We start from the raw sequence: 10,904 nt of genomic DNA, 5'->3' as shown, positions 1-10,904 counted from the left end.
TCAAAAATTGCTTTAATGAATAAATAATCAACCTACTGTGTGGGGTGTGGTGCGATCGCACCACACCTCCATCTATTCTCAATAATGCTTCTCTTTTAGTTGAAGTATTATTCAGCTTATTCGATGAGTTCATCTCTATATATAGCTTTCAGCTACCTTGTCACCCCGTGAGGCGGCAGCTACATCGCTCAAATTACTGAAGATGATGCCATGGGTTGGTTTGAACATTGTGGTTTATTCATATGAAAACCGCTGTATGTATCAGTAGCTTGAGTGTCAAGCGATTTTAAGCCTGTGGAGAAAATAAGTTAAAGACTGCGGTCAGTGGTTCTCACAGAAGCAGGAAGCTAACTCCAAAGCTCAAATCTCATTTGGATAAGTTTGGGTAAGTTTAGTAGTGGGTTAACTCCACCACCGTTATTATTGTCAAAATCAACGACAGTACTAGTCTGGGCATTAATAACTTCCAAGTAAGGATCGAAACCAGAATCATTGGTACTGGCAGCAACATTTACGAGTTGCCCTGGCACTTGAAATTCTAATCTATATTCATCAACTAGAGTATTGCCACTATTACTAGGTGATGGGAAAGTAAAATCGTCTTCGTTTAATTCACCATTAATATTAATAACGCTTCCTGTTTGAACTTCTCCATTAAAATCACTACCTCTGGGAGTTACATCAATGTCACCTTGAGGGACAGAAACTTGTAGAAAATAGGGATAGCTTCCTGGTTGATTTAACGTGCCAAAACTGGTAACGCGAATTTTATAGTCACGACCACCCTGAATAAATAATTCATTAGGAATTGCTGAATCGTCATAACCACCTCCATTTGTTGGTTGACCCTGCTGAATCAATGAGTTACGACCGCTACCATGATCATCTGAATCTGCTAAAACATTACCTGTATTAGCATCAATAATTTGCCAAAAAGTATCGTATTGATTTGAATTTTATGCTGTCAGAGAAATGGTTATTGGTTGACCTATTATTGCTCCGCTCAGGTCTAGATCGTATTCATCAGCTCTTGTCACCCCCCCTGCTGGGGATCTAAAAATCAGATCGTTTGTGTCTAATTCAGCATTTATATTGACTGGATTTGGCATTTGTTCTTATCTCCTATTTTTGATTAGGAAAAAATATAGCAATTCTCAATTCAATTGGTTGTGAAAATTTCTATAAAAGTTAATTTTCAACTAGATTGAGTTTTTGAATTTGTATACATAATTATCATTTAATAATTTTGGCAGTTTGTGGATTCTTAAAAAAAATTATATTTTCTTTGCTTATGGGTTTATTCTGTTAAGAAATACCTTCTATTCTAGATTGATTTTCCTTTCTACAACATTCGCGATCGCTGTGAAACGATATTGTTTTTAGTTGAATAAAAAGTCATGTATATGAGCGAGAAAACCACCTCAGTATTTACCATATCAAAATTTTTGTGGGAATGCAACCGAAATTCCTTTGAGATGCCAATTTTTAATAGAGCTTGATAAAATGAAATTGTTTGTATTTTTCTGTTGAGGAACAATGGATGGAAAGATTTGATAAGGGAAAGAACAAGCATATTATGTTTTGGAGCTTTACAGGATGAAAATTTTCAACTCTTCCTTTTCGCTCAAATTCCTAAATATTCGATGATCTTTGAGTCAGGAAATCTAGTTGAATAAGTTAAATGACACTAAACTACCCAATCTCTTCATAAAAAGATTTCAATAATTCTGTATTTTTCTGCCAATTTAGATGAGTTTTAGCAAAATTAATTGCACCTTCACTTAGTTGTTTATATAAAAAGTTCTCCTCAAACAACTTGCCCACCGACTCAACAATATTCACTGCATCAACCATAGGTAAAACCAAAGCATCTTTCTCATTTTCCATCACCAAACCAATATTAGTCCCAGGCAAAATTACAGGTTTACCCATTGCCAAAAATTCTGGTAATTTACAGGGAAAACGATAATCATTAAATTTATCTGGTCTACCTGGTTGAATTAACACATTTGCCAAAGCCAAAATTTCTGGCATTAAACTCCGGTCTACATATCCTAATTCAATGGCATATTTCCGCGCCCAATTATCATCATCTCCCAAAAAATTACAGAAATCTCTACCCGTTCTAACTAACACCGCAGGTTTACCTTCTCGGTTCAACATTGCTACAGCTAAATACAAACTTCTCACTTCATGAGTATTAGCAGCATGAACATTTCCGGTGTAGGAAAAAACTAAAGTATTTTCAGGAATATTAAACCTTTTTACTATTTCTGGATTGGGATTTCTGGGATAAAAATAATCTGTTTCTACACCAGGCCATAAAACTAAACTCGGCACATTATTCGGCACAAACTCTTTTAACTTTTCAATAATAACAGTCACTCCATCGGCACTTGCTAGAAACTCCCGATATTTCTGGGGATGAGAAACATTATCTGGAATTGCGAGAGACCCATTAGCATTAGCTATTTCTTTAAAAGGTTTGTTTAAATATTTTTCCAGAACATATTCCTCATTATCTTCCAAGTGAATTACTAATTTAAAATCATAAGCTTTCCGGAGTTTATGACAATAATTTCGCGTAACTTCTCTAGGAGTCCAAACATGAACCACATCCGGACCTTGCTGATTTTTAAATAATTTATTCAGCCGATAAAATTCACCATATTCTGTCACTTTATATAAATGTGTTAAATCTTCTCCCACTTGAGAAACAGTCTGTTTATTTCTAGGAACAGCCACCACACAATCAAAACCCAATTTAACTAAATTATTAGCAAAATGATGCACATGAAGGGCACTATTAGAATGAAAATCTTCGTACAGAACAAATAAAATATTTTTCATCAAAACTATATCTTTAGAATATGTGATTTTTTAGTAATTGTAAGTCAATAAGCTAATTAGCTATCAGCCGTCAGCTTTTGTTGTTTGCCCTACTGAAGTAAACATAATATACTACTCATCCTTAAAAAAAGGGGGGTGAGGAGAGAAGTCCTGATAAAAAGATTTTAGATGAACGATAGGCGATCGCTAAACTTGCTATGACTCATCATACTGACAAATTCATCTAAACGCATCAAAAGGCTAGCACTATAATCTATGATGAGCGTGCCTAGATGAATGAAATGATGCGTGTATAATTATGATTCAATTTCATAATTATACACAAATATTAATAGTTTATTCACTAGACATTTTGGGTAAATTTAGATATAAATAAATGTAGTCGAGGAATTAATAATATCTTTGCTAGTAATTGAGGCCAAATTAAAGGGCAGTCAAAATCAGTACAAAGTTTTAGATGAAATGATTCTCACAGGTCAATTCATCAGAAATAGTTGTTTGCGCTATTGGATGGATAATAAAGATGTCAAACGCAACGACTTACAAAAGCTTTGTTCACAACTAGCAAAAGATACCAATTTTCCTTGGGCTAAAAAGTTAAATTCTCAAGCTAGACAAGCATCAGCCGATAGAGCATGGCAATCAATACAACGATTCTACAAAAATTGTAGACTGAAGTTACCAGGTAAAAAGGGTTATCCAAAGTTCAAAAAATTCACTCGTTCAGTAGAGTATAAAACAACTGGTTATAAGCTATCCTCAGATAGAAAAAAAATTGAGTTTAAAGATGGTTTTAAAGCAGGTGTATTTGAGTTGTGGACAAGTCGCGATCTAGTTTGGTATTCACAACAGCAAATAAGTCGTGTAAGAGTTGTTAGGCGGGCTGACTGTTATTATTGTCAATTTTTAGTAAATGTTGAGAGAGAAGAAACTCATAACTTTAAAGGCAATGTAGTAGGAATAGATTTAGGTTTAAATGCTTTTTATACTGATAGTAATGGTGATGCTGTAGAAAATCCTAAGTATTTGAGGAAGTCGGAAAAACGACTAAAAAAGCTACAACGGAGAGTATCACGTCGCCACGAGAAAGGTAAAAAACCTCAGTCAAATATACGTCGCCAATCCGACGGCTCCCCTAACCACAAAGCAAGAATTCAATTAGCGCGGGTAAATCTCAAAGTTAGTAGACAACGTAAAGACCATGCAGTAAAGACTGCACGGGCGTTAATCCAATCTAACGACTTGGTAGTCTATGAAGATTTAAAGATTGCTAACCTAGTTAAGAATCATCATTTAGCTAAGTCCATATCTGATGCAAGCTGGTATCAGTTCACCGAATGGCTGGAATATTATGCTAAGTTGCATGGAATTGCTTGCATAGCAGTACCTCCACATTTCACTAGCCAAAATTGTTCAAATTGTGGTCAAGCTGTTAAGAAGTCATTATCAGTTAGAACCCACAAATGTCCGCATTGTGGCTATATTGCTGATAGAGACCACAATGCAGCAAGGAACATTTTGGCTAAAGGGTTAGAGATGTTAGGAGCAATAGTAAACAGTACCGAGGGGCACTCGGAATCTGGGGGAGACCCAAAAGCTACGGGAGAGTCCGACCTCTGGATTAGCGATAGCAATATGGCTAATTTAAGTTGTCTCTGTGAGCGTAGAATCATCAATGATGAGAATCCCGCATCATAATCTCTGATTTGATGCCGGGAGTATGTCAAATCACCTTCTCGTTATCATTTCTTGCAAGATATGCGCTATATCCGCTGAAGCATTTGTAGTCCAGTAGGGTGCGTTAATGAAATGTAACGCACCATATTAAAACTCATCTGTCTTGGGCCACAGATTTTAAGCTGCGAGTATCTATATCTATCTCGAAAATATTTTTTTCATTTTTAAAACTTTCCTATACCTCCAATAAATTTCTTCATCCCACTAACTACAATTTTAGCTATCTAGTCTACTATTGCTATAGTCGCAATAAAAGAAATCATGTTTGTAAGCACCACAGAAGCAGCAAGTCTTTTAAGTATATCCACTCAAAGAGTTCGAGTATTACTTAAGGAAGGCCGCATACAAGGAGCGAGGAAAATTAATAATCGAGCTTGGGTAATTCCCCTACATCAAGGAATGCCCAGAATACACCGCAGAAGAAAAGGTCCTAAACCGCGTTGGTGTTCCCATCAGCGCTGTGGCAAGAACACAGTTCACTTCAACCGCAACCACATTGGAATTAATACAACCAAGAAAAATACTGATTTAACCATTCTTTCGGTCAAAGAAGGCAGCAGCAATTTAGCGACTGGCCATTAAGCTGAAATTCATGGTCCCTGTCGGATTGTGTACCAACCAAATAAACCTCATAGTTGTGGTGCCACTGTGTGGATTGAAACTCTGGCAGCAGTTACCATGGTTGATTATCAAGAGGGAGTTTTAAAAATAGATAACAAATGGGCTTTAACTGATGAGTAAAAAGTAGATCTATTGCCTACAAAGCAACAGTATAATCGCTAAGTTGAATATCAAAATTCGGATTATAATATGGGTCGCCTAAATCCATATAAATTTGCCATTGGTCTAATAACAACATATAGTCAACTACATCATAATTTCTTTGTCTGTGTTTCTCTGATTGATGATTAATTAAAACACTACGGGGGGTAAATACTATTCGCTTGCCATTTTTCCTCAACTTCAAACACAAATCAACATCTTGATAATCGGAGAAAAAGTGTTCATTAAAACCTCCAACCATTTCAAAATTTTGCCTACTCACCATCAAACAATCTCGACTTACAGCAGATACTTCTCTTGCACAAACTAAAGAACCTGCATAACCATCATGGTTAGAGGGAAAACCTCGCATTACATAATCAACTTTTCCAGATTTTCCTAATACAATGCCTGCGTGTTCAACAATTCCATCTGGGAATATTAATAGTCCTCCCACGGCACCAATATCAGATTGTTCGGCGTAATATAAAAGATGTCGTTGCCAATCTTCAGTGACAACTTCCAAATTAGTATTGAGGAAAATAAAATATTCTCCTTGGGCAGTTTTTGCAGCCAGATTATAAGCACGAGAATAATTAAATTGCCCTGATAGATTTAAAACTTTCACCGCAGAATTTTGGATAATATTTTCTGTTTTTTCCCCACCAATTAAAATCACTTCATTTTTGGGATAAGTTGAAACAGACAAAAGATTTTTCGACCATTTATCAATATTTTCTGAAAGATTAGGAGCAGCAATAATTAGACTAATTAAAGGATGATTATTTCTAGGTAAAGGATTAATATTTATTCGATGTTTACCTAAACCTGGTTCTGCTTTTGCTGCTAAACCAATTCTTTGTAAATGAGAATTAACAGCAGCTTGTTGTACTACTTCAATACCTGCTTTAGCATCGGCATCTCCCGAAATACTTCCTTTAACTTGTCGCCAATGATAAAGGTGTCGAGAAATATGAGAAATTTTATTAGTTTGTTCGGAAACTCGTAACATAAACTCATAGTCTTGTACTCCATCAAATTCGCTTTTAAAACCACCAGCAGTTAAAGCTAATTCTCGACGGACACATAATAAATGACCGACATACATAACACCACGAAAATATTCAGGAGACCAGTCAGGTTTAAAGAATGGAACGATATAATTTAACCCAGAAAAATCAATTTTATCTTCATCGGAATAAACTACATCGAATCCTTCTGCCAGTTTATTGAGACTATCTTCTAATGCTGTGGAAGCTAGAGTATCATCATGGTCTAATAAACAAATATATTCTCCTGTAGCTATATTTAGAGCTTTATTTGTAGCAGCACTAATTCCGCCATTATCTTCTGAAAAGAGAACTTTAATTCTGGGTTCTTTTTCTGTTAAACCCGCAAGTATATTTCTAATTTCTGGTTGTTTCGATCCATCATCAACAATACACCATTCCCAGTTAGGGATAGATTGGTTCAGAACACTTAAAACTGTTTCCACAAACCAATCTAAAGATGAATTCCAGGTTGGAGTAAGAATACTAATAGAAGGTTTAGAGTAATCTCTTCTTACTTCTATAGAAGATTCAGAAAAACTCCTTCTTCCTTCTTCCTCCTTCCTTCTTCCTTCTATAGAAGATTCAGAAAAATCCCCTTTTCCTTCTTCCTTCTTCCTCCTTCCTTCTACTAAAGATTCAGAAAAATCCCCTTTTCCTTCTTCCTTCTTCCTTCTTCCTTCTATATCAGAAAAATCCCTTCTTCCTTCTTCCTTCTTCCTCCTTCCTTCTACTAAAATAATTTCCCAGAATTTATCAACTGTTACTCCGGATAAACCCAATAATTCCTGTTTTTGTTTGGGCGGGGGAGTAGGAGGTTTTGACTTTTGAATAACTTCTTCTAAGGGTTTAGTCAGAAGTTTTTTTTTAGCCGTAGTTGAGGTATCTGGTTCTACAGGAAATAGACTCTTGACAGGAATATTTTCCTTTTGAGATTTGAACTTTTCTAGATCAGCTTGAATTTCTTGGATTTCTATTTGCGATTTCTCCAAATCTGCCATTATTTCTGCCAGTAAAGCAGAGACAGAAGACTTAGATTCAGGAGTAATTTTTAAAGTAGATTCTGATGGTAAATTCTTCTGCAAAATCTCAGAGCGATCGCTATCTATTTTTTCCAAGTCCTGTAAATTTTCTTCCTGGTTATTTCCTAGTTCTTCTCTAACCAAACTCTCAATTTTTTCCTGATTTATTCTGAGTTTTTCGGAGGAGCGATCGCTATCTATTTTTTCCAAGTCTTGTAAATTTTCTTCCTGGTTATTTCCTGGTTCTTCTCTAACCAAACTCTCAATTTTTTCCTTGTTTACTCTGACTTCTTCCTTCTCAAGAATTACTATATCTGGATAACTTCTCTTACCCACTCGTCCACACCAAGAACCATAATTTTTTCCTAATACATTGAAACCAGCATTAATTACCCACTCCAATAATAAAGACTCCAGAAAACCCATCCCTTTTTCTGGTGAATTTAGGTCTTTAGTAAAACCTTCCTGAAGTCTATGAACAAGAGGTTGAGAACTCTTGCCTTCAGATATTAATTGTTCTGAATCGTGGTTAACTAAGAAACATTGAAATAAGAGACGACCACCTGGTTTTAAAACTCGATAAATTTCATCTAAATAATTACGAATCTTACTCCCACCTACCTGAGTAAATCTAGAACCGATAAAAACAAAATCAAAACTTTTGTCGTCGTAGGGAAGTTTCAAATCTGAGTCTATCTGACGGAAATTGAAATGTGGTTTATGGCTGCTAATATTCTGTTGTGCCCAAGATATTAATTCTTCAGAAAAGTCATTCCCCTCATAATGACCTGGAGATTTTAAATAATAGGCTAGACCATAAGCAATATTCCCAACTCCACAAGCAATTTCCAAAACTTCAGCAGTGGGTTGAAGACCTACTCTTTGGATAAAGTCGCCTAAAAATTTGCAGCTTCTTTGGATAAAGTTAATTGCTTTTCCTTCTATATATTTATCGTCAGGAATTGGCAGGGATGGATTAAAGAGTTGAAACAAAATTTCTCCCTCTTGTCCTTGAAATATTGGAGTCAGATTAATTAGAGTATTTTGACAGTTTTGAAGTTCTGCCTTTGTCAGAGGTATTTCCAGACTAAATCTAGCATTTTCAGCATTATTAAGCTTAGTCCGAACTTTTGCTACATCTGGGCTAGGTAGACCTAATTTTTGTTCAAAAGAACAAAATTCTTGACTGCCGATGAAAACTTTAAAGCTTTCTACAGAACCAAAATTGTAAGAACCCACCCATCCAGATATTATTAATTTTTGATTGGCTTTCGCTATTTGATCTAGATGACCTATGGTTGTAATTGGTTCAATTGGTGGAATGAATTTTGGTTGTTCTTGAACTATGGGTGCTTTAGAAAAAGTTAATGGTTTTGTTTTTTCTGGCACTGTATATGGCTCCAAATCAACTACATTTTTTTCTGGTAAATCAATTCCACTTTTGTCTTCTTCCTCACTTCTAACTTCTTGTTCACTTCTAACTTTTGACTTTTGACTTTTGACTTTTTCCTCCTCACCTCTAACTTCTTGTTCACTTCTGACTTCATTACTTCTTCCTTCTTCCTTATTCCCTCTTCCTTCCTTTACTTTAGACAAAACCTGACCTTTGCCTTCTTTAAATATAGGAGTTAAAGCAATCTCAGCATTTTGGAATTGTGAAATTTGTTCGGAGTTAAGAGATGCCTTAATACGAAACCTTGCTTTGCCAGAATTATGAAGATTCGGATGTAATTTTCTCACATCAGGGCTTGGTAAATTTAAGGCAGTTTCAAAATTTTCTATTTCAGTATCTGCAATAGTTAATTGAAAGCTTTTTACTGCTCCTAAATTACGAGAAACTACCCAACCTATTAATAATAATTCTTGACGGTCAAATTCTGCCCTATCCAAAGAACCCAACGTTGCTAATATTTTTGTTTTTTCTGGCACTGTATATGGTTCCAAATCAACTACATTTTTTTCAGATAAATCAATTCCACTTTTGCCTTCTTCCTTCTTTCCTCTTCCTTGATTATTAACTATATTTTCTGCTGGTAAATTAATGTCACTTCTTCCTTCTTCCTTCTTCCTTTTTCCTTCGTTTCGTAATGTTAAAGCTGCAGCATAAAGTTCCATATCTTGACTATTAGCATTTGCCAATTCATCCATTAATTTTTTGTCTGATAAAACCTCTTTCCGAAATTCAAGATATTCTGGATAAGGATTTCTGTTTTGGTAAATAACTTGATAATCTGACCAACCAAGAAGATTTTTTAGTGCCAGTAAATCCTCTTCAAAATATTCTGTAATCCCCACAAAATCAAAATAATCCAGAGATTTACCATTCACACAATAAGCCATAAGATTACTGTTATTTTCAGCAAACTTCAATAAATCTTGTTTATTTAGATACTCCTTTGTAGGATTCGAGATGTGGCGAAAACAGTAATCAGAAATTAATCTGTGGATAGGTTCTCTTAACCATGTAATTCTCTTAGTTTCAGGAAATAACTTATCGTATTTACCCGCGCGAAAATGACCCTCAATAACTTTAGTCTGCCAATGAATAGTAGCTGGCATATTATCTTCAAACATATTAGTTTTATCTGTCAGAACTCCTTGAGTTCCATAAACCTGTAATAAAACCTGTCTGAAAGCTGTTCCGGCTGCTTTTGGTACATGAACAGAAATAAGTTCTACTCGAGGAGTTTTGGTTGGTAAATTACTTGGTTGTGATGTTTTAACTAAAGCAGATAATGCCGGATTAACTGCATTTAATAAAGGTTCTCCTTCACGGTCGGCAACTAGAGGAATTAAAATAATCAGAGCATCTTTAAATTGTTGTTGCTGCTGTTTATTCATTGGCAATCTAATAATAAACCGAGCATTATTAGCAGCAGAAATATTTGGATGTGCTTTTTTCACTCCAGGACTAGGAAGACCTTGAGTTAATTCAAATCCTATTAATTGTTGACTGCCAAATACAATCTTAAAATTAGTGACAGATTCAGGCTCGAAAGAAAGAACCCATCCACTTAAACAAACAGTTTCATTTTCGATTGCTACTTGGTCTAAAAATCCTGTAGTTGCTGCTAGTTGTGTCGTTTTTTTCTGTACTATTTCAACTTTTTCCATATTGATAAGATTCTGCTAAATTATTTTTTAGTAAACAGTTAGTGGTTGGATAGATTGGGCAAATGTTAGTTAATTTATTACTTTGATTATAGTCTTACAGCAGATTCCAAGTATATGAAGTGCAGATATTAACAATTCAATTTTGCAGTGCGGGCATCTTGCCCGCGATGAGTGTACCTCACCAAGGTGGAACTTGCTATATATTATTTATTATCTTTGCTCTAATGATATTAACTAGCTAAGTATAACGGTGCAAAAAAACAGCAAGTTAGTAACGAAAAGTAAATTTGCCAAAAACTCTCTTCCCTTCTGCCTTCTGCCCTCTGCCTCCTGCCTTTTCATAACGATAATTTTCAACACCGACCTACTT

General features: G+C 35.3%; 7 protein-coding genes. 3 read left to right on the top strand and 4 right to left on the bottom strand.

The window, feature by feature from the left end; genetic code table 11:
* Positions 1–347 precede the first annotated feature (347 nt).
* The 3 genes from F6K06_RS15280 to F6K06_RS15270 form a co-directional block, all read right to left on the bottom strand.
* Complete coding sequence (locus F6K06_RS15280) at positions 348–860, bottom strand: hypothetical protein (protein ID WP_124143958.1); 513 nt, start codon at positions 858–860, stop codon at positions 348–350.
* A gap of 96 nt (positions 861–956) precedes the next feature.
* Positions 957–1,109 (bottom strand): hypothetical protein, encoded by a 153-nt coding sequence (locus tag F6K06_RS15275; protein WP_161564397.1) that lies wholly within the window; start codon positions 1,107–1,109, stop codon positions 957–959.
* Between the two features lie 583 nt (positions 1,110–1,692).
* Complete coding sequence (locus tag F6K06_RS15270) at positions 1,693–2,850, bottom strand: glycosyltransferase family 4 protein (protein WP_287241969.1); 1,158 nt, start codon at positions 2,848–2,850, stop codon at positions 1,693–1,695.
* A 402-nt stretch (positions 2,851–3,252) separates the two neighbouring features.
* Between F6K06_RS15270 and F6K06_RS15265 the strand changes: the two genes are divergently transcribed.
* The 3 genes from F6K06_RS15265 to F6K06_RS15255 all read left to right on the top strand — a co-directional run bounded on the left by F6K06_RS15265 (position 3,253) and on the right by F6K06_RS15255 (position 5,328).
* Positions 3,253–4,548, top strand: coding sequence for a transposase (locus F6K06_RS15265; RefSeq protein ID WP_287241967.1), 1,296 nt, complete (start codon positions 3,253–3,255; stop codon positions 4,546–4,548).
* Between the two features lie 300 nt (positions 4,549–4,848).
* Entirely contained in the window at positions 4,849–5,169 is a 321-nt protein-coding gene (locus F6K06_RS15260) for a DNA-binding protein (protein WP_287241966.1), read from the top strand.
* A 27-nt stretch (positions 5,170–5,196) separates the two neighbouring features.
* A complete protein-coding gene (locus F6K06_RS15255; RefSeq protein WP_287241963.1) occupies positions 5,197–5,328 on the top strand; it encodes a hypothetical protein in 132 nt (43 codons plus the stop codon).
* A 16-nt stretch (positions 5,329–5,344) separates the two neighbouring features.
* Here the strand turns inward: F6K06_RS15255 and F6K06_RS15250 are convergent, their stop codons facing one another.
* The gene (locus F6K06_RS15250) at positions 5,345–10,534 is read right to left on the bottom strand and encodes a glycosyltransferase (RefSeq protein WP_287241961.1); all 5,190 of its coding nucleotides are present in this window, start codon (positions 10,532–10,534) and stop codon (positions 5,345–5,347) included.
* Positions 10,535–10,904: the final 370 nt, after the last annotated feature.

This window comes from Okeania sp. SIO1H4, from assembly GCF_010672695.1.
Classification (GTDB): Bacteria; Cyanobacteriota; Cyanobacteriia; order Cyanobacteriales; family Microcoleaceae; genus Okeania; species Okeania hirsuta.
The sequence above is the reverse complement of the archived record's forward strand: the minus strand, read 5'-3'. Positions and strand labels throughout refer to the sequence as shown.

Bases quoted from the DNA above. Each gene is read 5' to 3' on its own strand.
- F6K06_RS15270 (WP_287241969.1), bottom strand. From the start codon at position 2,850: ATGAAAAATATTTTATTTGTTCTGTACGAAGATTTTCATTCTAATAGT.
- F6K06_RS15260 (WP_287241966.1), top strand. From the start codon at position 4,849: ATGTTTGTAAGCACCACAGAAGCAGCAAGTCTTTTAAGTATATCCACT.
- F6K06_RS15275 (WP_161564397.1), bottom strand. From the start codon at position 1,109: ATGCCAAATCCAGTCAATATAAATGCTGAATTAGACACAAACGATCTG.
- F6K06_RS15250 (WP_287241961.1), bottom strand. From the start codon at position 10,534: ATGGAAAAAGTTGAAATAGTACAGAAAAAAACGACACAACTAGCAGCA.